This window comes from Thiomicrorhabdus sp., assembly GCF_041583835.1.
In the GTDB taxonomy this organism is placed as follows: domain Bacteria; phylum Pseudomonadota; class Gammaproteobacteria; order Thiomicrospirales; family Thiomicrospiraceae; genus Thiomicrorhabdus.
The window spans coordinates 20,479-43,414 of sequence record NZ_JBFHFC010000010.1 but is presented as its reverse complement, the minus strand read 5'-3'; the positions used below and the strand labels follow the sequence as shown (position 1 = coordinate 43,414).

General features: G+C 48.2%; 21 protein-coding genes. 17 read left to right on the top strand and 4 right to left on the bottom strand.

The window, feature by feature from the left end; genetic code table 11:
• Nucleotides 1-33: 33 nt before the first annotated feature.
• From ABY044_RS07025 to ABY044_RS07015, 3 genes are all read left to right on the top strand, one after another.
• The gene (locus ABY044_RS07025; RefSeq protein WP_373019515.1) at nt 34-897 is read left to right on the top strand and encodes an HlyC/CorC family transporter; all 864 of its coding nucleotides are present in this window, start codon (nt 34-36) and stop codon (nt 895-897) included.
• Nucleotides 898-2,451, top strand: a complete 1,554-nt coding sequence (lnt, locus tag ABY044_RS07020) for an apolipoprotein N-acyltransferase (protein ID WP_373019514.1) — start codon at nt 898-900, stop codon at nt 2,449-2,451.
• 126 nt (nt 2,452-2,577) lie between these two features.
• A complete protein-coding gene (locus ABY044_RS07015; protein ID WP_373019513.1) occupies nt 2,578-3,051 on the top strand; it encodes a hypothetical protein in 474 nt (157 codons plus the stop codon).
• A 70-nt stretch (nt 3,052-3,121) separates the two neighbouring features.
• On the opposite strand, the gene ABY044_RS07010 is transcribed toward ABY044_RS07015, so the two are convergent.
• The gene (locus ABY044_RS07010) at nt 3,122-3,523 is read right to left on the bottom strand and encodes a hypothetical protein (RefSeq protein ID WP_373019512.1); all 402 of its coding nucleotides are present in this window, start codon (nt 3,521-3,523) and stop codon (nt 3,122-3,124) included.
• A 145-nt stretch (nt 3,524-3,668) separates the two neighbouring features.
• Here ABY044_RS07010 and leuS point away from each other — a divergent pair, with 145 nt between their 5' ends.
• The 9 genes from leuS (at nt 3,669) to ABY044_RS06965 (ending at nt 11,826) form a co-directional block, all read left to right on the top strand.
• Nucleotides 3,669-6,134, top strand: coding sequence for a leucine--tRNA ligase (gene leuS / locus ABY044_RS07005; RefSeq protein ID WP_373019511.1), 2,466 nt, complete (start codon nt 3,669-3,671; stop codon nt 6,132-6,134).
• Between the two features lie 9 nt (nt 6,135-6,143).
• Nucleotides 6,144-6,755, top strand: a complete 612-nt coding sequence (gene lptE, locus ABY044_RS07000; protein ID WP_373019510.1) for an LPS assembly lipoprotein LptE — start codon at nt 6,144-6,146, stop codon at nt 6,753-6,755.
• Between the two features lie 65 nt (nt 6,756-6,820).
• On the top strand, nt 6,821-7,858 hold the full coding sequence (gene holA, locus ABY044_RS06995) for a DNA polymerase III subunit delta (RefSeq protein WP_373019509.1): 1,038 nt from the start codon (nt 6,821-6,823) through the stop codon (nt 7,856-7,858).
• A 93-nt stretch (nt 7,859-7,951) separates the two neighbouring features.
• Nucleotides 7,952-9,205, top strand: coding sequence for a glutamate-5-semialdehyde dehydrogenase (locus ABY044_RS06990; protein WP_373019508.1), 1,254 nt, complete (start codon nt 7,952-7,954; stop codon nt 9,203-9,205).
• 19 nt (nt 9,206-9,224) lie between these two features.
• Nucleotides 9,225-9,869, top strand: a complete 645-nt coding sequence (nadD, locus tag ABY044_RS06985; RefSeq protein WP_373019507.1) for a nicotinate-nucleotide adenylyltransferase — start codon at nt 9,225-9,227, stop codon at nt 9,867-9,869.
• Between the two features lie 5 nt (nt 9,870-9,874).
• Nucleotides 9,875-10,222: a ribosome silencing factor gene (rsfS, locus tag ABY044_RS06980; protein WP_373019506.1), complete on the top strand. Its 348-nt coding sequence runs from the start codon at nt 9,875-9,877 to the stop codon at nt 10,220-10,222.
• A gap of 128 nt (nt 10,223-10,350) precedes the next feature.
• Entirely contained in the window at nt 10,351-10,821 is a 471-nt protein-coding gene (rlmH, locus tag ABY044_RS06975; RefSeq protein ID WP_373019505.1) for a 23S rRNA (pseudouridine(1915)-N(3))-methyltransferase RlmH, read from the top strand.
• A gap of 366 nt (nt 10,822-11,187) precedes the next feature.
• On the top strand, nt 11,188-11,451 hold the full coding sequence (gene rpsT, locus ABY044_RS06970) for a 30S ribosomal protein S20 (protein WP_373019504.1): 264 nt from the start codon (nt 11,188-11,190) through the stop codon (nt 11,449-11,451).
• An 87-nt stretch (nt 11,452-11,538) separates the two neighbouring features.
• Nucleotides 11,539-11,826, top strand: coding sequence for a DUF3817 domain-containing protein (locus tag ABY044_RS06965; protein ID WP_373019503.1), 288 nt, complete (start codon nt 11,539-11,541; stop codon nt 11,824-11,826).
• A gap of 63 nt (nt 11,827-11,889) precedes the next feature.
• On the opposite strand, the gene ABY044_RS06960 is transcribed toward ABY044_RS06965, so the two are convergent.
• Nucleotides 11,890-13,521 (bottom strand): acetolactate synthase large subunit, encoded by a 1,632-nt coding sequence (locus tag ABY044_RS06960; protein ID WP_373019502.1) that lies wholly within the window; start codon nt 13,519-13,521, stop codon nt 11,890-11,892.
• A gap of 171 nt (nt 13,522-13,692) precedes the next feature.
• Here ABY044_RS06960 and murJ point away from each other — a divergent pair, with 171 nt between their 5' ends.
• The 4 genes from murJ to lspA all read left to right on the top strand — a co-directional run bounded on the left by murJ (nt 13,693) and on the right by lspA (nt 19,678).
• Nucleotides 13,693-15,222 carry a murein biosynthesis integral membrane protein MurJ gene (gene murJ, locus ABY044_RS06955; protein ID WP_373019501.1) on the top strand — a complete coding sequence of 510 codons (1,530 nt, stop codon included), beginning with the start codon at nt 13,693-13,695 and terminating at the stop codon, nt 15,220-15,222.
• A gap of 119 nt (nt 15,223-15,341) precedes the next feature.
• Complete coding sequence (gene ribF, locus ABY044_RS06950) at nt 15,342-16,280, top strand: bifunctional riboflavin kinase/FAD synthetase (RefSeq protein WP_373019500.1); 939 nt, start codon at nt 15,342-15,344, stop codon at nt 16,278-16,280.
• Nucleotides 16,281-16,317: 37 nt separating this feature from the next.
• Nucleotides 16,318-19,146, top strand: coding sequence for an isoleucine--tRNA ligase (ileS, locus tag ABY044_RS06945; protein WP_373019499.1), 2,829 nt, complete (start codon nt 16,318-16,320; stop codon nt 19,144-19,146).
• Entirely contained in the window at nt 19,139-19,678 is a 540-nt protein-coding gene (gene lspA, locus ABY044_RS06940; protein ID WP_373019498.1) for a signal peptidase II, read from the top strand. The genes ileS and lspA overlap by 8 nt, the downstream gene beginning before the upstream one ends.
• 49 nt (nt 19,679-19,727) lie before the next feature.
• Here lspA and ABY044_RS06935 read toward each other — a convergent pair whose 3' ends face one another.
• A complete protein-coding gene (locus tag ABY044_RS06935) occupies nt 19,728-21,122 on the bottom strand; it encodes a patatin-like phospholipase family protein (protein ID WP_373019497.1) in 1,395 nt (464 codons plus the stop codon).
• A 266-nt stretch (nt 21,123-21,388) separates the two neighbouring features.
• Here ABY044_RS06935 and ABY044_RS06930 point away from each other — a divergent pair, with 266 nt between their 5' ends.
• Entirely contained in the window at nt 21,389-22,261 is an 873-nt protein-coding gene (locus tag ABY044_RS06930) for a tetratricopeptide repeat protein (protein WP_373019496.1), read from the top strand.
• A 79-nt stretch (nt 22,262-22,340) separates the two neighbouring features.
• Here ABY044_RS06930 and ABY044_RS06925 read toward each other — a convergent pair whose 3' ends face one another.
• Nucleotides 22,341-22,904, bottom strand: coding sequence for a DUF882 domain-containing protein (locus ABY044_RS06925; RefSeq protein WP_373019495.1), 564 nt, complete (start codon nt 22,902-22,904; stop codon nt 22,341-22,343).
• Nucleotides 22,905-22,936 lie beyond the last annotated feature (32 nt).

The following is a 22,936-nucleotide window of genomic DNA, read 5'->3' as shown; positions in this document are numbered from 1 at the left end:
CAGAATTTTTAAAACAGAAGGTAACAAAAGCTAATGAGCGACAGTAGTAGCGGCTCTTCGTGGTTAGAGCGTCTTGGAAAGGTATTTTCAGATGAACCGGAGAGTCGGGAAGAGCTTTTAGATGTCATTAAGGATGCACAGTCTCAAGGTGTCATCGATTCGGATGCGAAATTGATGATTGAGGGGGTGCTGAATGTCTCTGAATCGCGTGTCAGGGATATTATGATTCCTAGGATGCAGATCGAGGTGGTGGACGCCTCGGAACCTTTGGAAGTGATTTTAGAACAGATGTTGGAAACGTCGCATTCGCGATACCCCGTTATTGAAGGTAACCAGGGTGGAATCGTCGGCGTTTTGTTGGCCAAAGACGTTTTTCGTGCCGTGGTTAAAGGTGAATTAAAGACCAAGGAAGAGTTGGAGGCGATTTACCGTGAACCGACGTTCGTTCCGGAAAGCAAACGTTTGAACATGTTGCTGCACGATTTTAAGACCAGTCGCAATCACTTGGCATTGGTGGTTGACGAATACGGCGAGTTGGCCGGATTGGTAACCATCGAAGATGTTTTGGAACAGATCGTCGGTAATATCGAAGATGAACACGATGTTGATGAAGACAGCTGTATTCAGAAATATGTCGGTGGAGCTTATACGGTAAAAGCGATTACGGCACTGGATACGTTTAATGACTTTTTCCAGGTAGATGTTCCGACAGACAAAAGCGAAACCATCGGTGGAACTTTGGCTCTGGAGTTGGGGCATGTGCCAGTCGAAGGTGAAGAGATCGAGCTGTACGGTTTGAAGTTTAAGGTCCTAAAAGCCAGTGAACGACGCGCTGACCTGTTTAAAGTGAAGCCGCTGAATTCAGATAAAAAATATCCTGCAATCGAGGCGGTATAGTTGAAAGCGTTTTGGCGAACGATCGGGCAAGTATTCATTCTTCGTAAGACGCATTGGATTGCTCTTTTTCTTGGAGCGGCCTCGGTGTTCGCCTATGCGCCGTTTTCGTTTTCCCCTGTCATTCTGGTAACTCTGGCCGGTTTATTTGCATTGTGGTTGAATGCAGAAAACCGTCTGGATGGATTCAAACTCGGTTTGTGGTTTGGTCTGGGGCAGTTCGGTCTAGGTGTGAGCTGGCTGTTTTCCAGCATGTATTTCTATTCGGGCGTTAATCTGGTTGCCGCTGGATTAGCGACCTTTGTCTTTGTTTTTTTTCTTGCGCTTTATACCGGTTTGGCTGGACTGTTAGCCTTTTCTTTGAAAGATTCGAAGTGGCCTAGTTTATCTTTATTTGTTTTGTTTCCGGCCGTCTGGATTTTAAGCGAGTATCTGCGCGGTACTTTATTCGGCGGTTTTCCATTTTTACCTTTGGGCCTAAGCCACCTGGACACCTGGTTGGAAGGGTATGCTCCGCTGCTGGGCGTGTTGGGTGTGAGTTGGGCGGTAGCGATCAGCGCCGGTCTTTTGTTATGGTTCGTTCAGCAGCGGGCTTGGTTGTTGCCAAGTATGTTATTGGCTCTGGTTTGGATCGGAGGCGGTTTTCTTCAACAGGTCGATTGGGTGAGTCCTGTCGGTAAACCTATTGATGTCGCGTTGGTTCAGGGTAACGTTCCGCAGGAACAAAAGTGGCAGAAGCAGAATTTTTATCCGACCTTAAAAACTTACGTTTCCTACACAAAAGAGAATATGGATGCCGATGTGGTGGTTTGGCCGGAAACTGCGATCCCTACTTACTACGATGTGGTTGAGAAAGGTGCGCTGTATTCGTTTATTAAGGACGCCAAATTGCTTAATACCGATATTTTGGCTGGCGTGATTACCGGAGATCGTGATGCGGATCGTTATTACAATGCCTTGGTAAATCTGCATAACCCAGAAGATCGCTACATGAAAAGTCACCTGGTGCCGTTCAGTGAATTTTTCCCGTTTCATTCGTTATTCGAGTTCCTGACCGGCCTGTTTGATATTCCATTCTCGACGTTTACCGCCGGCAGTCCGGATCAGCCTCCGATGATGCTGGGAGGGCAGTTAGCCGGATTAAGTATCTGTTACGAGATGGCTTTTGGCGAAGAGCTCGCGCGCTACCTGCCAGAAGCCAAGTACTTGTTGACGGTCAGTAACGACGCTTGGTTTGCGCATACGTTCGAACCGGCACAGCAGGTACAGGAAGTGCGCATGCGTGCTTTGGAGTTGGGGCGTGAAATCGCTCGCAGTACCAATACCGGCCATACGATAATTGTGGACGTGAAAGGGGTGGTTAAGCAATCGATCCCGGCTTATGAAGAAGGTGTGTTGCGCGGAGAAGTTCAGCCGTACGAGGGGATGACCTTTTTTGCGGAATGGCGTAATTTGCCGATATTGTTTATGCTTTTCGTCATCTTCGGCTTCATTTTAAGTAAGCGTTATTTTTTAACCGGCCGTTTCTCTAAAATTAAGGATGTTCGAGCGCCTTAAGTTGAAGGGTTTTGATTGAAGCTTTCTATCCCGCTTTCTTAGGTCTTTGGTACAATTGTTCAATTCAAACGGTCGTTTGATTGCTAATTTTCATTAGCTTCTCTTTGATATTTCTCTGGTAAATTCATGGAATCGAAAAAAAGTTGGTTGAGCCGGTTAGACCTTTTGGTACAAAAAGAAGTCGAACTCGGCATGGTTAAAGCCGTCTCTCTGTTAAGGTTGGTTTTTATTATTTTTATGGTGGTGTACCTCGCCGCTTGTCTGTTCAGTATTTCAAGTAAATTACTTGAATTCATTCTGGCACAAGGTGTTTTGGATTTTCCGTCGATTAAGGTCCTGTTGACGGATGCTTTGTTTACACTGATTGTGTTGGCGATTGTTAAGGCTCTGTTTATTAATAACAGTTTCGATTACGCACTGACTTTTTTGGAGATTGCATTTGTCGTGATTATCCGAAAATTAATTCTTCTCGATACCGTGCCGGAAGAGAATTGGACGTTGTTGATCTTAGGTGGGATTTCAACCGCTTTTTTCATTCTGATTATCTATATCCATAACTTGAAGCGTTCATGGAAAGAAAGGGAAGCGGCGAAAGCGTAGAGTGTTTCTACGGTATAAACGCACTCTTAGAGAGTGCGTTTGAAGTGACTGCCGTTACAAGGTTAACGGTTTAATGTTTGTGTTGGTGCGCTTCTTGGAGAATCGGGTGGTTCTCGTCCATGGCCGCCGCCAGACGGAATCGTAAAACCGTGATTTCTGTCGGGTCCGCCAAGCTTAAAGCCTTATCGATCAGTATCTGTTCCAGAACCGGCAGGTCCATGTCCAGAAATTCGTCGATGCCTTTTTCCACATCCGCCAAGTACTCCGCAGTCTGCATTAGGTCAGCCTGCAAGTCTTCCTGAACCTGTTTGAATTCTTTTTCGGTGAGCTCTTCCAAATCGTGATCGACCTGTTCGGCTTTTTCGATGGTTTTGCCAAGCAACGACCACGTTGCGTTTTCTGCTGAAATCGCAGTGCGCATTGCAAAATCCAGTAATGTCCGGTAAGCGTGCAACATTTTATGTTGACTCATTATTTTTCCCTCTGTCGTGTCTGTTATCTACTATAATATTGAACTTATTTATTTGATTTATCAAGCCGAAGTTCCGCTCTGGCATTTTAGCCGTCGGAACCGATTTTAAACGATTTTAGTTTTTAGAAAGCAGAAGAAAAAATTCATGTCAGAAGTTCAGTATCAACCGCAACAGATCGAAGCCGAAATTCAGAAGTATTGGGATGAAAACCAAACCTTTGTCGTCACCGAAGACGAGAGCAAAGAGAAGTATTACTGCCTGTCCATGTTCCCTTACCCAAGCGGTAAGCTGCACATGGGGCACGTGCGTAACTACACTATTGGTGACGTGATTTCTCGTTTTCAGCGTATGCAGGGCAAAAACGTTCTGCAGCCGATGGGATGGGATGCGTTCGGTCTGCCTGCGGAAAACGCGGCGATGCAGCACAAGGTTGCACCGGCTAAGTGGACTTATGAAAACATCGATTACATGCGTAACCAGTTGAAGTCGCTTGGTTTGGGTTACGACTGGACGCGTGAAGTGGCGACCTGTCATCCGGAATATTATCGTTGGGAGCAGTGGTTGTTCACCAAGTTGATGGAAAAAGGCTTGGTCTACCGTAAACTTTCGGTGGTCAACTGGGATCCGGTCGACCAGACGGTATTGGCGAACGAGCAGGTTATCGACGGTAAAGGTTGGCGTTCCGGTGCGCCGGTTGAACGTAAAGAGATTGCTCAGTGGTTCCTGCGCATCACCGATTACGCAGAAGAGCTTCTGAACGATTTGGATAAATTGGAAGGTTGGCCGGAACAGGTCAAGACCATGCAGAAGAACTGGATCGGGAAATCGACCGGTTTGCAGATTTCATTCCCGATCGTCGGCGAAGACGACAAAACGTTGGATGTCTATACCACTCGTCCGGATACATTGATGGGGGTGACTTACGTCGCCATCGCCGCAGATCATCCGATGGCGAAAAAAGCCGCTTTGAATAATGAGCCGCTTGAGCGTTTCATTGAAGAGTGTTCGCACATCTCCACGGCCGAAGCTGATATGGAAACCATGGAGAAGAAAGGGGTTGATACCGGAATCCGCGTGACGCATCCGATTACCGGCGAAGAAGTGCCGGTTTGGGCGGCCAACTTTGTATTGATGGGGTATGGAACCGGTGCGGTGATGTCGGTTCCGGCACACGACCAACGTGATTACGAATTCGCGAAAGCTTACGATTTGCCGATGAAAGCGGTCATCGCACCGAGTTCAGACGAGATGGCGGATGTTTCCGAGAAAGCATTCACCGAAAAAGGTGTTTTGGTCAATTCCGGCCAGTTTGACGGTTTGAAGTCCAAGCAGGCCTTGCATGAAATGGCGAAAGTTCTGGGCGAAAAAGGTTTGGGCGAGAAACAGACTAACTACCGTTTGCGCGACTGGGGTATCTCCCGTCAGCGTTACTGGGGCTGCCCGATTCCGGTTATCTACTGTCCGGCTTGTGGTGCCTTGCCGGTTCCGGAAGAGCAGTTGCCGGTTCGTCTGCCTGAAGACGTGGTGCCGGACGGTTCCGGTTCGCCGCTTGCGAAAATGGATAGCTTCAAGAATTGTGAATGTCCGCAGTGCGGCGGTCGCGCCAAACGTGAAACCGATACCTTTGATACGTTCTTCGAGTCGTCCTGGTATCACGCACGTTATACCTCGAAAGACAACAACGAGGCGATGCTGGACGAGCGTGCCGACTATTGGGCGCCGGTCGACCAGTATATCGGCGGGATCGAACACGCTATCCTTCACCTGTTGTATGCGCGTTTCTTCCACAAGTTGATGCGCGATCAGGGCTTGGTCAAGTCGGACGAACCATTCAAGAACCTATTGACGCAAGGGATGGTGTTGCTGGACGGCTCCAAGATGTCCAAATCCAAAGGGAATACGGTCGATCCTCAAGAATTGATCGAGAAATTCGGTGCCGATACGGTGCGTCTGTTCATCATGTTCGCGGCGCCGCCGGAGCAGAGCTTGGAATGGTCGGACAAAGGTGTGGAAGGGGCTTTCCGTTTCTTGAACCGTGTCTGGCGTCAGGTTCATGCGCATTTGGAACAAGGTTCGGTAGACGCGGCGACTTCTTCGGAAGGTTTGGACAAGGCACAGAAAGCGTTACGTTTGAAAGTGCATGAGACGTTGCAGAAGGTCACCGATGATATGGGTCGACGTCAGCATTTCAATACCGCCATTGCGGCATGTATGGAACTGATGAACGAACTCAGCAAGTTCGAAGACGAATCGGCACAGGGCCGTGCGGTTATGCAGGAAGCGTTGGAAATTCTGGTTTGCATGTTGTCGCCGATGGCGCCGCACATGGCTCAAAGTCTATGGGCATCGCTTGGAAAAACCGGTTTGGTGTTGGATGTACGTTGGCCGCAGGTTGACGAGTCGGCACTGGTGAAATCGGAAATCGAGATGATGGTTCAGGTCAACGGTAAACTGCGCGGTAAGGTCGAGGTCGCGGCGGATGCCGACAAGGATTCGATTCTGGCGGCAGCCAAGGCTGATGAGGCGGTGTTGAAGTTCATCGACGGCAAAGAGATCGTGAAAGAGATTGTTGTGCCTGGTCGTCTAGTCAACTTAGTGGTTAAGGGCTAAGGTTCCGGCATGGTTACGCCTCATTTGAAAACCGAACAGGCCTGTTCAGATTCAATTGCATCTTTCGGGATTTCGATGAACGCAATGAAAATCAGTGTCGGTTTGTTCTTGGTACTGTTTGTAGCGACTTTGTTAAGTGGCTGCGGTTTTCATTTGCGCGGCTACGGCACTGCGGGCGAAGCTCAGTTCAAAAGCGTCAAGCTTAGCGGGTTGGAGTTGGTGCAGAATGATGTTGAGGATGCACTGAAACAACAGCTCAAGAGCAGTGGTGTGATAATCTCGTCCAGCCTGGTCGGAGCGGAGTTGGAAGTGCGTTTATCGAAAACTTACGTGCATCAATCAAAAACCAGTTATACCGGTACCGGTGACGTTTCATCGGTGTTGTTGACGATGAAACAGGCGTTTGAGGTTGAAGAGGTTGCTACCGAGGCTATGTTGTTGACGGCCGAAGTCAGCAGTTATCGTGATCAGCAGATCGATAATAACGCCTTGTTGGCTTCAAGCCGTGAATTGCAGGATATTCAGAAGCAGATGTCGCAAGAGATTGCGCGTCAGATTGTCGATCGAATTAATCGCGCCCTGTTGATGAAGTCGAAGCAAGCCGGTGAGTTGGTCAAGTGATGGTTTGTATCGCACTTGAAAACGCCTTTGAATCCCATATAAATAAACGAGTTGAATAAAGCCCAGTGATTTTAGCCAGTGCCTTTTTAAATCAGTTACAACAGGGAACGGTGGATTTAAAACCGATCTACCTGTTTTATGGTGAAGAAGCCTTGTTCTTAAGGGATTGTGTTGACGGTCTGCGACACAATTTGCAATCTCAAGGGTATTTGTTCGGCGACCGCTATGAAGTCGATGCCGGGTTTGATTGGCAGTCGTTGCAAATGGAAACGCAGGCCGGATCGTTGTTTTCCGAACAGCGTGTGGTCATGGTGTCCATGCCGAAAGGCTCGCCGGGAACCGAAGGTACCAAGTTTATTCAGGACTGGGCGAATTTGAGTCAGGCGCAAGCCGGGTTGCCGCCGGAAGTGATTGTGCTTTTGGAATGCGAAAAACTGGATAGCCGTCAGGTCAAATCCAAATGGGTGACGGCGATTGAGTCGGCGGGCTTGGTGATTCAGGCCAAACCCGTTCCAACCCAGGCGTTGCCGGGTTGGTGTCAGCAGAAAGCGGGGCAGTACGGTTTGCAGCTTGAACCGGAAGCGGCGGCACTGTTGGCGGAGCGCGTAGAAGGTAATCTTCTTGCCGCCGATCAGGAATTGATCAAGTTAAGCTTGTTGCACCCGGCCAATACCAGTATCAGTGCACAGGTGATCGCCGATAGCGTGGTCGACCAGGCGCATTATCAGCTGTTTGCATTGGCGACGGCCATGTTGCTTGGCAAATCGGATTATGCGCAACAAATGTTGTTACGACTCCGCCAGGAGGGTCTGGAAGCACCGGTTATTTTATGGTTGCTGGCTAAAGAGATTCGTCAGTTGGTGGAACTTTCGCAGTTACGCCAAACGATGCCGTTGGCACAGGCTTATAAACAGATGCGTATTTGGCAATCGCGGCAGAATGAAGTCGGTTCTGCTTTGCAGCGTCATCAGTCGGAATATTGGCAAGCGTTGCTGAAAGACGCTTTACAGATTGATTTGATGATCAAAGGCATTCGGAAGACATTGAATGCCGAAGAGGTCTGGATGGGACTATCCGCTTTGATTCATAAGATAGCGCACTGAGTCAGTCCGTGAAATTGGCGTAACGAAACGGCGATAGAAGTAAAAATCAATAAAAGAACAAGACGAAATTTAAAGGGATAGGAAGCGTAAAGCATGGATATTCAAGCCTATATGCAACAATTGGGACAGCAAGCCAGACGAGCCGCCAGAGTGTTGGTGCGTGCTTCCACGGCACAGAAAAACCGCGCCTTATTGGCGATGGCAGAAGCGATTGAAAATTCGGCTGACGTATTGAAAGCGGAAAATGCCAAAGACTTGGAAAACGGCAAGCAAAACGGATTGGATGCTGCGATGTTGGATCGTTTGGCATTGACTGATGCCGGAATTGCAGGGATTGCGGAAGGGCTGCGTCAGGTTGCGGCTTTGCAGGATCCAATAGGTGAAGTCACCGATATGAGCTACCGTCCTTCCGGCATTCAGGTCGGTAAGATGCGCGTCCCTTTAGGTGTGGTGGGTATCATTTACGAATCGCGCCCTAATGTGACTGCCGATGCGGCAGCGTTGTGTTTGAAATCGGGAAATGCAGCGATTTTGCGCGGTGGTTCCGAAGCGGCGTTTTCCAATCAGGCATTGGCAAGTTGCATTCAGCAAGGATTAAAACAGGCAGGTCTGCCTGAAACGGCGGTGCAGGTCGTTGAAACCACTGATCGTGCCGCGGTAGGGGAATTGATTGCCATGCCGGAATATGTCGATGTGATCATCCCGAGAGGCGGTAAAGGATTGATTGAACGTATCAGTCAGAATGCCCGCGTACCGGTGATCAAACACTTGGACGGCATCTGTCATGTCTATATCGATGACGACGCCGACTACGATAAAGCGATCCGTGTGGCGGTGAATGCTAAAACTCATCGTTACGGTGTGTGCAATGCGATGGAAACCTTGTTGGTTGCCGAATCGCAAGCCGAAAAAGTGTTGCCTGAATTGGCAAAACAGTATGCCGAAAAAGGCGTCGAATTGCGCGGTTGCGAAAAAACCTGTGCCATTATCGATGCCGTTCCGGCAACCGAAATCGACTGGGCGACGGAATATCTGGCACCGATTCTATCGATTCGAGTGGTCGCCGATGTGGATGCGGCAATGGATCATATTGCGCAGTACAGCTCCGGTCACACCGAATCGATTATTACCGAAAATTTCAGTACGTCGCGCCGCTTTTTGGCCGAGGTCGATTCGAGTTCGGTAATGGTCAACGCCTCGACGCGTTTCGCCGACGGTTTCGAATACGGTCTGGGGGCGGAAATCGGCATCAGTACCGACAAGTTTCACGCTCGCGGTCCGGTCGGATTGGAAGGTTTGACGTCGCAGAAATATATCGTGCTGGGCGACGGCACAATCCGTCAGTAATGATGGCTGTTGAACCGATATGCGTTTAATCGGCATTAACGGCGGCACGTTTGACCCGATTCATTTCGGGCATTTGCGGCCGGCATTGGAAGTTCAACAGAAACTCGGTTTGGAGCAAGTACGGTTCGTACCTTGTTATCAACCGGTCCATCGCGGAAAACCCAGTGTGTCCGCAGAACAGCGATGCGCGATGATTGAGCTGGCGATTAAAGGGCAACCAAAGTTTTGCCTGGATACGGTCGAGATTGATCGCGGCGGACCGTCTTACATGGTTGATACCTTAGTTGCGTTGAAGCAAAGTTTGGGTGTTGATGCGGCGTTGGTACTGATTATGGGAACCGATGCGTTTGCAAATTTTCATACTTGGCATAACTGGCGTGAGATTTTGCAGTTGTCGAATATCGCGGTTACGCATCGTCCGGGAGAAGCCTTGCCGCTTTATTGCGAGGCGGGACAAATTTTACGGGCGCATCACGTTAAAACGTTTTCTCAGCCGTGCGAGCAGATTGTCGATGTTCAGGTTACACAGTTGGATCTGAGCGCGACGGCCTTACGAAATTATTTACAGCAAGGACAGTCGGTGGATTATTTAATGCCGCCGGCCGTCATAGACTATATACAACAGCATCACCTCTATCGGGATGTGAATAAAGGAAAAGAATAAAAAATATGGAATTATCAGAAATTAAAGAGCTTATCGTACAGAGCTTGGAAGACAGTAAAGCACGTGATATTCAAGTTATGGATGTTGCGGGTGTGAGTTCGTTTGCCGATTTGATGGTGGTCGCGACGGGTACGTCAACGACTCACGTTAAATCGACGGGCGATGCGGTTGCGTTGGCATTTAAAGACGCCGGATATCCTCCTTTGGGTGTTGAAGCCGGGCCTCAGCCTGACTGGGTACTGGTCGACTTGGGTAATGCGATCGTTCATGTCATGACAGAAGCGGCACGTGCGCACTATGCACTTGAAAAACTTTGGGATGTGAAATCTACGGCTAACTCGGAAGGCGAGTAAGCGTCCAGCCGAATTGTGCTTTATCGTTATTCAGCCGCCGACTGTGTGCTAGTTCGGCGCTGAGGTTGAAAGGCCATCTTGCCGGATGGCTTTTCAAACCCGTCAATCAGAAAATCTCAGGAATTCTCGTGATCATTCATTTCATTACCGTCGGACAGAAAATGCCTAAATGGGTGCAGGAAGGTTATGCGGAATACGAGAAACGTTTGCCTAAAGCTTGTAGTTTGAAGTTGGTGGAGTTGCCAATGGCGCAACGCGGTAAAACCAGTTCCGTCGAGCAGATGAAAGCCGAGGAAGCCAAGCGGATTTCGGCTGCGATTCCAAAAGGCGCACGTGTGATTGCGCTGGACGAGCACGGTCAGCAGGTCACCACAAAAGGGTTGGCCGATAAAATGGAAGAGTGGTTGTCAGGCGGTCAGGATATTGCTCTGATTGTCGGCGGTCCGGACGGACTGGATCAGAGTATCTTGCAGCAAGCCCAATGGAAATGGGGATTGTCCAAATTGACCATGCCGCACCCGATGGTGCGGATTATGGTGGCGGAACAGATATACCGAGCGTGGTCGGTAATCAACAACCACCCATATCACCGCGAATAAAAAGGGTCTTTTTGTCCAATCTCTGCGTTGCAGATTGCCTCGTGTACATTAGTACACGTCGCCAATCTGCGCCTTGTCCTTGAACAAAAATCCTCCTTTTTAAACATAAAAGATAGTTTTTTAATTATTTTGGAAACTTAACGGATCTGTCGGGTTTTAATAAGTGGTTAATTTTTGGAATAAAACTTGACCGTGTTGTTCGGATTGTGGATAATTCTCAATCCTTTCGAATCATTCGTTTATTAATGGTGGTTTGATCTAAACAACGTAGTCATTGTTCTTGTGTACGCATAAGACAATGTTGTGTTAATTGTTAATGATAGGTCTACGGATCGTTAACACGTAAAAACAAATTGGAGAAATAAAGTGGCAAACTCAGCACAAGCAGCAAAACGCGCACGTCAGGCAGAAAAACAACGTCAACATAACGCTTCTATGCGTTCTGCAATGCGTACTTCTTTGAAGAAAGTTTATGCAGCGATCGACACTGGTGATCAGGCAGCAGCTAACGCTGCATTCCGTGACGCTCAGTCAAACCTTGACGGTATGGCTCGTAAAGGCATTATCGCTAAGAACAAAGCCGCTCGTACCAAGAGCCGTTTAAACGCTCGCATCAAAGCGATGGCGTAATTCTTTAGCTTAGAAAGTAAAGAATCGAAAAAGCCGGGATTTATCCCGGTTTTTTTATGTCTCACGTTTATCAAATAAGGTTATGGAATGGCATTTTTAAGATTTATGGCGTTACTGGAAGGGACGTCTTTATTGTTGTTATTGTTTGTGGCGATGCCACTGAAATACAATTACGGTATGCCGGAAGCGGTCAGCCTGGTCGGGCGAGCGCACGGCGGCTTGTTTTTGGCGTTTAATGTGGTGCTTTTCTATCATGTCATCAAAGGCCATGTTTCCGAAGCAAAAGGATTTTTGGGGTTGCTTGCCTCGTTGATTCCGTTCGGCACGTTTGTTTATAAGGCAAAAGTATTGAAACAGGTCGATAAAACAGCCTGATTTTTTAAGTCGTTTGTAAAACCGGATAAGTTTTCCCGACTTTATACAACGGCATAATGCTTATCAGGTCGGACAAATTAGATGGCCGAGTTCTTCGGTCAGTTTCAGGTTCTCGGAATAATCCACCGGGCAATCGATCAGTACGACGCAGTTATCTTGAATCGCCTGCTGCAATGTAGGCAAAAGTTCGTTTGCAGCCTTGATTCTATAACCTTTAGCGCCGAAGGCGTCCGCCAGCTTAACGAAATCGGGATTGGTGAAAGCGACATTGCTTTCGCGCCCGAAATGATTCTCTTGTTTCCATTTGATCAAGCCGTAGTGTTGATCGTTCCAGATTAGGACGATGACAGGTATTTGCAGGCGTACGGCCGTTTCGATCTCTTGGACGTTCATTAAAAAACCCGCATCTCCGGTAACGGCGACCGCCACTTGTTGTGGTTTAGCCAGTTTGGCGGCAATCGCACCGGGCAACGAAATGCCCATGGAGGCGAAACCGTTGGAGATGATACAGGTATTGGGCGACAGGGTTTGATACATGCGGGCTATCCACATTTTATGTGCGCCGACATCCGAGATGACGATGTCTTCGGGTTGCAAAGCTGCACGCAGATCATGAAGTATCTTCTGCGGTTTTAGCGGAAAATTGGCATCGTTTTCATGGGCGTGCAAGTGTTCGTCGATATGTTTTTTAAGTGGTTGGTAAACAGGGTGTTGATGGCGTTTACTGAGTGCGGAGATTTTAGCCAAAGCGCTGCCGATATCGCTGATCAGACCGGCTTCAACAATGTAATATTCATCCACCTCGGCGGGTTGGCTGTCGATATGGATGATTTTGCACTCGGGATTGTGGTTCCATAGGTAAGGGTGATATTCGACGATGTCGTAGCCTACACAGATCACTACGTCGGCACGGTTGATGCCGCAGGATATATAGTCTTCGGCTTGTAAGCCGACCGTTCCCAAAGAGAGTTCATGATGGCAGGAGATGACCCCTTTCGCCATGAAGGTGGTGGCTACCGGAATATTGAGTTTGGAAGCGAACTCTTCTAAAGCGTCGCTGGCGTTCGAACGGACAACACCGTTCCCGGCAATGATAATCGGGTATTGTGCTTCGCTGATAATTTCCGCCGCTTGCTGTACTTTTAGGCTGTTGGGTTCGGGAGGCAGCGGGCTCTGTTTTTTGAGCGGTAGTTTATTGACTTCGAAGCCGGCGATGTTTTCCGGAAAGTCGATAAAGCAGCAACCGGGTTTTTCAGACTGAGCGACTTTGAATGCTTTTCGTACCACTTCCGGAATGATGTCCGGCGTCAGTATCTGAGTGCTGTATTTGGTAATGGGTTCGAATAGGTTGACCAAATCCAATACCTGATGGCTTTCTTTATGCAGACGGTTGGTGGCGGCCTGTCCGGCGATTGCAACGACCGGCGCGCGGTCCATGTTTGCATCGGCTACACCGGTGACCAGATTGGTGGCGCCGGGCCCGAGTGTGGATAAACAAACTCCGGCGTGACCGGTAAGCCGGCCGTAGACGTCGGCCATGAACGCCGCACCTTGCTCGTGACGGGTGAGGATGAATTGGATTTTGCTGTCCAGTAATGCATCCATTAAGTCTAGGTTTTCTTCACCCGGGATGCCGAAGATGTATTGGACTTCTTCGTTTTCCAGACAGTGTATAAACAGTTGAGCAGCTTTCATCGGTTTTACCTGTTTTGTAATCGGAAGTAACTACGTAGTTTTAAGGTTAATCTTTGCATAATTTAAGGTGGATAGGAACCCTTATCATGAAACGTTAATATGCTTTAAATGCGTGTTTGACGGAGCTTTGATACAATGCGGGAACTTAATGAATAAACAGAAGAATCCATTTTGAAAAGAATTATAAAAGCGACCGCTACTGTTGGTGGAATGACGATGATCTCACGTGTGTTGGGTTTTGTGCGCGACGTGATCATCGCTCGTTATTTCGGTGCCAGCATGGGGGCGGATGCGTTTTTTGTGGCGTTTAAAATTCCTAACTTTTTTCGTCGTCTATTTGCCGAAGGCGCTTTTTCGCAAGCGTTTGTTCCGGTATTGGCAGAAGCCAAAGAGAAACGCGGTCAGCAAGCGGTCAAGCATTTAGTCAATGCAATCAGTTTCCGTTTGGGCGGTATTCTTTTACTTCTGACGGCATTCGGCGTATTCGGCTCCTCTTTGTGGATGATGGTATTCGCGCCGGGCTTTATCGACGATCCGGTTAAGTTCGGACTGGCTTCGGATATGTTGTCGATCACTTTCCCTTACCTGTTACTGATCTCCTTGGTGGCGTTTTCGTCCGCCATCATGAATACCTACAATCAGTTCGCGGTGCCGGCGTTTACTCCGGTCTTTTTAAACTTGGTGCTGATCAGTTTCGCCGTTTGGGTGTCGCCGTTGTTGGATATTCCGGTCATGGCTCTGGCTTGGGGGGTGTTGGTTGCCGGGGTGGTGCAGTTGTTGTTTCATTTGCCGTTTCTGTATCGATTGGGTTTGCTGCCGCATCCCTCTAAAGAGACCGATCCTGGCGTCGGTGAGGTTAAACGCTTGATGCTGCCGGCATTATTTGGGGTGTCGGTGGCGCAAATTAACCTATTGGTCGATACGGTGCTGGCGTCGTTTCTGGTGACCGGTTCGGTTTCGTGGCTCTATTATTCCGATCGTTTGATGGAATTTCCGCTGGGCGTTTTTGGCGTCGCTTTGGCAACGGTGGTGCTACCGGGCTTGTCGAAAAAAGCCGCGAACGAAAATTGGCAAGGATTCCAGGAAGATCTGGATACCGCGTTACGTCTGGTTTTGATAATCGGTTTACCGGCGACGTTAGGGTTATTGTTGCTGGCCGAACCGTTGATTGTATCGCTATTTTATTACGGTGCTTTCACCGAGCAGGATGTGACCATGTCGGGCATGAGTCTGATGGCTTATTCGTTCGGTCTGCTTGGTTTCATTCTGGTGAAGATTCTCGCTCCGGCTTTCTATTCGCGTAAGGATATGAAAACGCCGGTTAAGGTCGCGGTGGTGGCATTGGTAACGAATACGGTTTTAAACCTGATTTTGATTGGGCCGTTTGCTCATGTCGGTCTGGCGGCGGCGACGACATTTTCCGCTTTTGTGAATGCGGGATTATTGTATTGGTATTTGCAGAAGCAGCAGGTGTTCACGCCATTGACCGGGTGGAAGAAATTGTTTGTACAGGTTTTGCTCGCGAATGCGGCATTGGTGGCTTTCATTGTATTGCTATCACCGTCCACCGCCAGTTGGTTGGCGTTTGATGCCTGGCACCGAATGGCCTGGTTGACGGGCTTGGTGATCGGGGCGATGGTTGTTTATGGCATAGCCTTGATGGTATTGGGTCTTAATCCGAAAAAGATGATCAAGAAATAAGCGTTGTTCATTGGCTTTTAAGTCGAATTTTTAAAAGATTTACAAACAGTTAATCACTGAGTTACGGTATAATTTACGGCTTGTTTTTTCATTCCCAATCAAAAGATAAACACGGTGAGATGCAGTTAATTCGAGGCTTGCACAATTTAGATTTGTTTCAGGGTTCACTAGTGAACGGCTGTGTATTGACCATTGGGAATTTTGACGGCGTACACTTGGGGCATCAGCAGGTGTTGCAAGCGGTGACCGCCGAGGCGAAAGCGCGTGGCTTGCCGAGTGTGGTGATGCTGTTCGAACCCTTGCCGATCGAGTTTTTCTCTCCGCAAGAAGCGCCGGTACGGTTGATGAATTTCCGCGAGAAAATCCGCGCGTTTCAGAAGACCGAAATTGATTATGTATTGTGCATTCGTTTTGAAAGCCGATTCGCAGCCTTGACCGCAGAACAATTCGTCCAACAGATACTGGTGGATGGATTGAACGTAAAACATCTGGTAGTGGGCGACGATTTTCATTTTGGCAAACAGCGTTCGGGCGACTTCGCGTATTTGCAGGCGCAGGGCGAGCAAAGTGATTTTACGGTGACCGACATGCCGACTTATAACGTGGACGGTAAGCGAGTCAGTAGCACGCGGGTAAGACGTGCGCTGGCTAAACCGGATTTGGAAAGGGCGGAAGCGTTGTTAGGCAGTCCTTTCAAGTTTAGCGGACGTGTGATTCACGGACAGAAATTAGGGCGTACCATCGGCTTTCCGACCTTGAATTTGAATCCGAAACGTTTACAGATGCCGGTTCAAGGCGTATTTGCCGTAACCGTAGACGGGATTGCAGATAAACCATGGCCGGGGGTGGCCAACTTGGGAATTCGCCCGACAGTGAACGGGCAGCGGCCTTCGATCGAAGTACACCTGTTCGATTGGGCCGACGAGATATACGGGCAGCATGTGGATGTGACGTTACAGCATTACATTCGTCCGGAACTGAAATTTGAGAGCATTGAGGCGTTAACCGAACAGATTCGTCTTGATGCTAAACAGGCCAGACAGTATTTTACTATTTGATTTTATTAAACTTTAACTCCGATATAGAAGCTAGAGCATGACTGATTATAAATCGACACTAAACCTTCCAGAAACCGATTTCCCGATGCGTGGAAATCTGCCTAATCGCGAGCCAAAGCAGGTAGAAGCTTGGCAATCCGAGTCATTGTATCAAACGGTTCGCGAGCATATGGCCGGTCGTCCTAAGTTCATTCTGCACGATGGTCCTCCGTACGCTAACGGTAATATTCACATCGGTCATGCGGTGAATAAAGTGTTGAAAGACATGATTGTGAAGTCCAAAGGATTAAGCGGTTTTGATGCGCCGTACGTTCCGGGCTGGGATTGTCACGGTCTGCCGATCGAGTTGAATGTGGAGAAGAAGAAGGGGAAAGTCGGTCAGAAAATCGGTGCGACCGAATTCAGACAGGCTTGTCGAGATTACGCTCAGCAACAGGTAGAAGGTCAAATGGCCGACTTTCAGCGTTTGGGTGTGATGGCTGATTGGGAACACCCTTATCTGACTAAAGATTTCAAATTCGAAGCCAACGAAATTCGTGCTCTGTCTAAAATCATTCAGAACGGTCACCTTGTGAAAGGAACTAAGCCGGTTTACTGGTCTGTCGGCGGACATTCGGCGTTGGCGGAAGCGGAAGTCGAATATGAAATGAAGCGTTCCAAGTCGATTGACGTGCGTTTTAAGGTTGTTGACGAAAACGCATTTTTTGAACGTTGTCATCATGTGGAAGACCATTTAGGCGAAGGGCCTTTGTCGGTCGTCATTTGGACGACTACGCCATGGACGCTACCGGCCAACCAAGCCGTATCAATCAATTCTGAATTGGAATATTCCGTGGTTCAGGTAGAAGGCGAGCACGGTCCGGAACGTTTGTTCCTGGCGGAAGCGATGATCAAAGATGCGATGGATAAATGGGGCTTCGATCATTACCGTGTGATTGCTTACGGTCGTGGTGAACAGTTTGAATTGATCCGTTTACAGCATCCTTTCTATGACCGCATCGTACCGTTGATCCTGGGTGAGCACGTCACCACCGAAGCGGGGACCGGGTGTGTTCACACGGCTCCGGGCCACGGTCAGGAAGACTTTGCTGTCGGTCTGAAATACGATTTGGAAGTGGATTGTCCGGTAGACGGTAACGGGAATTATGTGGCCGGCACGCCGTTGTTCGAAGGTGAAAACGTATTGAAAGTTGACGATCATGTCATCGAAGTGTTGAAAGAGCATAAGGCCTTGTTGCATATCGAAGTGATCGAGCACAGTTACCCGCACTGTTGGCGTACCAAAACGCCATTGATTTTCCGTGCTACGCCGCAGTGGTTTATTTCAATGACGGAAGGCGGATTGCGCGACCGGGCATTGGCCGAAATTAAGAAAGTAGAGTGGATTCCGGAATGGGGTCAAAACCGCATTGAAGGCATGATTGACGGCCGTCCGGATTGGTGTATCTCGCGTCAGCGTTTCTGGGGTGTGCCGATTACGATTTTCGTTCATAAGGTCACGGGTGAAATGCACCCTCGTACGGTCGAGTTGATGGAAGAAGTCGCTAAGCTGGTTGAAGAAAAGTCGATCGATGCTTGGTACGATTTGGATGTACAGGACTTCTTGGGTGATGAAGCGGACGATTACGAACAGGTAACGGATATCCTTGATGTCTGGTTTGATTCCGGGATTTCGCACTATACGGTATTAGATCAGCGTGACGAACTGTATTCGCCTGCTGATCTGTATCTGGAAGGTTCCGATCAGCATCGCGGTTGGTTCCAGTCGTCTTTATTGACGGCTTTGGCGACGTCAGAACAGGCTCCGTACAAGCAGGTGTTGACGCATGGCTTTACCGTGGACAAAGACGGTAAGAAAATGTCTAAGTCAAAAGGGAATGTCGTTGCTCCTCAGGAGATTGCAAACAAATACGGCGCGGATATTTTGCGCCTATGGATTTCGGCCGCGGATTACCGTTACGAGATGACGGTTTCCGACGAAATCATTAGCCGTACCGCGGATGCGTATCGCCGTATCCGTAACACAGCGCGATTCCTGTTGGCGAACATTAACGGTTTCAATCCGGCGACCGACTTAGTTGCTTATGACGATTTGTTGCCGTTGGATAAGTGGGCAATCGGTCATGCGGCGAAATTGCAGAAAGAGATCACGGCGGCTTACGATGAATATAGTTTCCACGCGATCTATCAGGCTGTCACGCATTTCTGTTCGGTCGAATTAGGGGCATTCTATTTGGATGTGATCAAAGACCGCCAATACACTTGTAAGGCGGACGGTTTGGCACGACGTTCAGCTCAGACTGCGTTGTATCATATCGTAGAAGCATTAAGCCGCTGGATTGCACCGATCCTAAGTTTTACGGCGGAAGAGATTTGGCAGGCGATCCCGGGTGAGCGCACGCAAACCGTTTTCGTTTCTACCTGGTATGAAGGTTTGACCGAACTGGACGAATCGGCAGAGATGAATTCAGCTTATTGGACTCAGTTGATGGAAGTGCGTTCTGCGGTTGCCAAGCAGTTGGAACAGCTTCGTAACGACAAAATCATCAAAGGTTCATTGACGGCAGAAGTCTCGTTGTATTGCGACGACGGTTTGTTCGATGCAATCAACAAGTTGGAAGATGAGTTGCGTTTTGTATTGATTACTTCGGATGCTGCGGTCAAACCGTTGGCCGAGAAGCCGGAAAGTGCGGTTGAATCCGAACTGTCCGGTCTGTGGATCGATGCAGGCGCCACCGATAAACCGAAATGTGCTCGTTGCTGGCACCACCGTGAAGAGGTCGGGCAGATTGAAGCGCATCCTGAGTTGTGTCAGCGTTGTGTAGACAATGTCGAGGGCGACGGGGAAGTGCGTCACTATGCCTAGTCAACAAAATAACTTGCCTATGTCAAAGTCCGCAGTGCGTACTCTTTGGTTTGCATTGTTGGTGATTATCGTTGATCAACTGACTAAGGTGTGGGCCGTCAGTACCTTGAGTTTTGGCGAGCCGGTAGCGGTGATCTCGAATCTGAACTGGACCTTGAATTATAATCATGGTGCCGCATTCAGTTTTCTAGCCGATATGGGGGGATGGCAGCGTTGGTTCTTCACTGCTTTGGCAGTGGTTGTGAGTGCCATTCTCTATTTCTGGTTGAAGAAATTGCCTAATCAGTTAAATTCGGAGACGATCGGGATTAATCTGGTTTTAGGTGGTGCCATCGGTAATGTCATTGATCGAGTGGTTGAAGGTCGTGTGACCGATTTTATCGATTTCTACATCGGAACCTGGCATTACGCTACGTTTAATGTTGCCGATGTTGCTATCAGCGTCGGGGCGGGTTTGTTGCTTTTGAGCGAACTGGTTTTAAAACCGAGAGCCGAAAAGCAAAAACGAAAAGCGGCGGAACAGCAGGTTTAGTTCGGATTATTTTTTAACCAAACCCTTAATGTTTATTCAAAGGCGGACTTCACAAAACGGGAAGTCCGCCTTTTTTATTTCTCGAACGTGTATGGCCCTTTTTAGGCTCGGGGAGCTGCATGTTGCGAAGCAACTCCTGAAACTTTGGATGATTTCTTAACAATGTCCGTCCTGCGGATATCAGGGCATCGATCTGCTCTTCTGTCAGCGAGAAAGAGGTTGGGATACTGTTGAAGAAGTTGCGTTTTTTACGGTCTTTTATTGCGTCGAAACCGATTTCGATAAAGTAGGGTGTGACCGGTTTTTCAGGGGTTGAGAGCGCTTTGCTCCATTTCTGCATACCGTTTTGAAAGCCCTCGATCGTGGAATTGTTATAGCGGTGCAACTGTATGTCGGTCACGGCATTGATTGTGGTCTCTATGTCGGGAACCTTATTGCTTGTACCTATGTCCGAACTGCTGTGAGTGGATGCATTAACGGCAATCACGGCAAATTGACCGGACGGTTGAATTTGAGCCTTTTTAAGCATTGCCTCCGGGCCGCCCATCAGTTCCAATACTTCGTATATGGCTCTCAGACCAAGGTTGTCGGTGATTCCGCCGTCCACTAAGTGAATGTAATCGCGGCGTTTATCGGTTTCAAGGTATTGTTGCAATCCCTGTCGAATCGATTTCATTTCATAAGTTGTGAATTGATCCTGCTCGAGCACAAGCAGAGCGCTGTTCTGCTTGTTTGGGCAGTCGTGATAGTTGCGGATAACGACCGGATCGAAAACCACCGGCACGGAAGAAGACGCGGTAACCGCTCGCGCAACCGGAAAGCTATTAATGTCCGAACACAGTAGGTCGAAATATTCTTGAATGAAAGAAAAGCGGATACCGTTGCCTAGATCGGATGCATTAATGATAATTAGGGGGCCATCTTTTTGGCGAAGATCTGCAAAAGTGGCGCCTTTGAATACCGATTGTTCATAATAATCGACGGCGACTTCGGTTCGTCCCCGGTCCGAAAACCATAAAAACGGAGTCATGATTTTACTGATCAGGTTGCCTTCGATATCTTTTTTCAAAAAAACGTCTTCGAAATCTTTAAAGGTTTTTTCCCCGTTCAATCCGTAGTAGGCCGCGGTAAAACTTCCACCGGAAACCGAACTGATGACGTCGACTTCATCCAAGAGGCGAACGTTTTTTCCTTGAATCTGGATTTGTGTATCCCGTAATTCTTGCAGAACGCCATAAGACAAAGCGGCGGCTCGAGAACCTCCGCCGGAAAACGCCAGAATTAAACTGACGTTTCCAAACGGTTTCTGCCCGATGATCGAAAGCGCCGAGTAGGGCGGCTGAGGAGAGACGCGTTTTTTTTCCAGGTTGCCGATCACGCCATAGGACGCACACCCCGAAAGGAGGCTGGAAAAGGCAAGGAGCAAGAGAAGGGTTCTAAGCATGGTTATGCAATGGGATCGGTATTATTAAATTTGACTGCTATCTTAACATCATTGGATCGAAAAAAGAGCAACATGGAGTCAATGTCAAAATACATAAGCGTTGCTTATCAATCAACGATTAATGAAGCTGTTAGTTCGGTAAAACGTGCTTAAGGTAAGTAGATGCATATACTTATGTTTATAAACACCCCAACAAACCGTTATCTCATAATATTTTTTGCCCGGTATAATTTATTTAATATTAAAAAAGTTACTAAGGTGATTCCGTGAGCAATCAAGCAGCATATGTTTTTGAAGTCAACGCCAAGTCGTTTAACGATCTGGTGTTAATGAATTCCTATAAGCTTCCCGTTATTGTCGAGTTTATGGGGGTGTATTCGGGTCCGTGCGTTGCGTTGGAAAGTTCTTTGACGGAACTGGCGCATGAATTTGCAGGCCAGTTCGTGTTTGCAAAAGTCGATATCGACGAACAACCCGAATTGACAGAAAAGTATGGCGTAACCAATTTGCCGACGCTTAAAGTCTTTAAGGATACCGAAGTGGTGCGTACCGAAGAGGGATTGATGCAGCTGGATGAATTAACGGCGTTGCTCAAAGATTTCGGTATCTCCCGCGAGTCCGACGAGATGCGTTTGCAAGCGCGGGAAATGCATCTCCAAGGTGATGTGGCCGGCGCTGTTAGCCTGTTGACCCAAGCGATTAGAATCGATCCGAGCAATACACGAGTGGCGATGGATATGGTGCAGGTGTTGTTGGACGTGAATGCATTGGATCAAGCGACGGACATCTTTAATCGCTTGCCGAATAAAGAGAAAGAAAGCGAGACGGGGAGAGCCTTGATCGGTCAGTTAACGTTTAAGAAACTGGCGAGTGAAACCGAAGGTAAGCAGGCGATGTTTGATCGTCTGGATCAGAATCCGTTGGATTTTGATGCTTATTTCGATTTGGCGGTGTGTCTGGTCGCGGAACATGATTACCAAGGTGGTTTGGAAAGCCTGTTTGCTTTGTTCGAGCAGGAGCCTAATTACAAGGATGGAGCCGCACGTGAAATGATCGTAACGATTTTGAATATGTTGTCGTCTTCGGATCCTGAGCTGTCGAAGCAATATCGTCAGCGCCTGGGGAGTGCCGTCGCTTAAAACGACTCAAACAAGCTTTGCGATTGAAAATAAAAAAGCCGGAGATAAACTCCGGCTTTTTTATAGGTTTTTAACGTATTTACCAGTAGCGAACACGTCCGGTGTCTACATGGACGAAATTCGATTTAGGGTAGAATCCAACGCCACCTTGTCTCTGGTGCATGGCGACTTTTCTTAAATCCGCCAGTTTAAAACCGGGTAGGTTGATGTCGATCGCTTTTCCGACCATGTGCAAACTTTTGGTTGCAACGCCTTGGGTCGTTGTGTGCAACATGGCATTGGTTTTCGGAGAGCGATAGCCGGAGATGACATTAAACGATTTTTTGCTTCCCGTTTGATTACGGATATCGTGTAACAGATCAAATAAAGCAATATCCATATCGTGGGTTTCGTTCGTACGGAAGTCTCTTAACACATGACTGATTTCTTCAAGTGCTTCGGGATGATAGATTCCCTGTTCCCAATAAGTCGTTTTCAAGGATTCACCGGTATGCAGGTTGTAAAACGAAAGAGTACGAAATTCTTCTTTTGATTGCTGCTTTTGCATGCTTGCAAATAACGAAGTCGGTGCTAAAGCTGCTGCGGTTCCCATTCCACCTAGTTTTAAAAAGGATCTGCGATTCATTTGATTGTGTATCGACATGGCCACCCCGTGCATTTTTTGAATATGTGAAA

Bases quoted from the DNA above. Each gene is read 5' to 3' on its own strand.
- nadD (WP_373019507.1), top strand. From the start codon at position 9,225: ATGCGTTTAATCGGCATTAACGGCGGCACGTTTGACCCGATTCATTTC.
- ABY044_RS06935 (WP_373019497.1), bottom strand. From the start codon at position 21,122: ATGCTTAGAACCCTTCTCTTGCTCCTTGCCTTTTCCAGCCTCCTTTCG.
- lptE (WP_373019510.1), top strand. From the start codon at position 6,144: ATGGTTACGCCTCATTTGAAAACCGAACAGGCCTGTTCAGATTCAATT.
- ABY044_RS07025 (WP_373019515.1), top strand. From the start codon at position 34: ATGAGCGACAGTAGTAGCGGCTCTTCGTGGTTAGAGCGTCTTGGAAAG.
- ABY044_RS07010 (WP_373019512.1), bottom strand. From the start codon at position 3,523: ATGAGTCAACATAAAATGTTGCACGCTTACCGGACATTACTGGATTTT.
- ABY044_RS06965 (WP_373019503.1), top strand. From the start codon at position 11,539: ATGGCATTTTTAAGATTTATGGCGTTACTGGAAGGGACGTCTTTATTG.
- ABY044_RS06990 (WP_373019508.1), top strand. From the start codon at position 7,952: ATGGATATTCAAGCCTATATGCAACAATTGGGACAGCAAGCCAGACGA.
- ileS (WP_373019499.1), top strand. From the start codon at position 16,318: ATGACTGATTATAAATCGACACTAAACCTTCCAGAAACCGATTTCCCG.
- ABY044_RS07015 (WP_373019513.1), top strand. From the start codon at position 2,578: ATGGAATCGAAAAAAAGTTGGTTGAGCCGGTTAGACCTTTTGGTACAA.
- rsfS (WP_373019506.1), top strand. From the start codon at position 9,875: ATGGAATTATCAGAAATTAAAGAGCTTATCGTACAGAGCTTGGAAGAC.
- ABY044_RS06925 (WP_373019495.1), bottom strand. From the start codon at position 22,904: ATGTCGATACACAATCAAATGAATCGCAGATCCTTTTTAAAACTAGGT.
- leuS (WP_373019511.1), top strand. From the start codon at position 3,669: ATGTCAGAAGTTCAGTATCAACCGCAACAGATCGAAGCCGAAATTCAG.
- ribF (WP_373019500.1), top strand. From the start codon at position 15,342: ATGCAGTTAATTCGAGGCTTGCACAATTTAGATTTGTTTCAGGGTTCA.
- ABY044_RS06960 (WP_373019502.1), bottom strand. From the start codon at position 13,521: ATGAAAGCTGCTCAACTGTTTATACACTGTCTGGAAAACGAAGAAGTC.
- lspA (WP_373019498.1), top strand. From the start codon at position 19,139: ATGCCTAGTCAACAAAATAACTTGCCTATGTCAAAGTCCGCAGTGCGT.